The organism is Chryseobacterium sp. SIMBA_038, from assembly GCF_046535115.1.
In the GTDB taxonomy this organism is placed as follows: Bacteria; Bacteroidota; Bacteroidia; order Flavobacteriales; family Weeksellaceae; genus Chryseobacterium.
This window is the reverse complement of the sequence record NZ_JAWRXH010000473.1, coordinates 1-231: the sequence shown is the minus strand read 5'-3', so window position 1 is coordinate 231 and position 231 is coordinate 1. Positions and strand designations below refer to the sequence as shown.

The 231-nt window shown below is 39.0% G+C and carries 1 protein-coding gene; it reads right to left on the bottom strand.

What is annotated here, in order from left to right:
- Window positions 1–231, bottom strand: a 231-nt coding sequence (locus SB689_RS24320) for a TerD family protein (protein WP_410694577.1), incomplete at both ends; no start/stop codon positions are given.

Sequence of the window (231 nt, the reverse complement as noted above, 5' to 3'; positions counted from 1 at the left end):
AATCATTCCAAAATGCTGGTTATTGGTTCTTCCCTGATAAATGGTTACGATAAATACAATCTTCTGATAGCTTTGATCCAGCTGATCCAGCTTTACAATGATTTGCTCATCATCACCATCTCCTGCACCGGTTCTGTTATCACCAGTTAACCATACATTCCCACTTGGATGCTGCATAGAATTAAAGAAAACCACATCCCCTTGATAAAGTCCCATTTGTCTTCCATCATT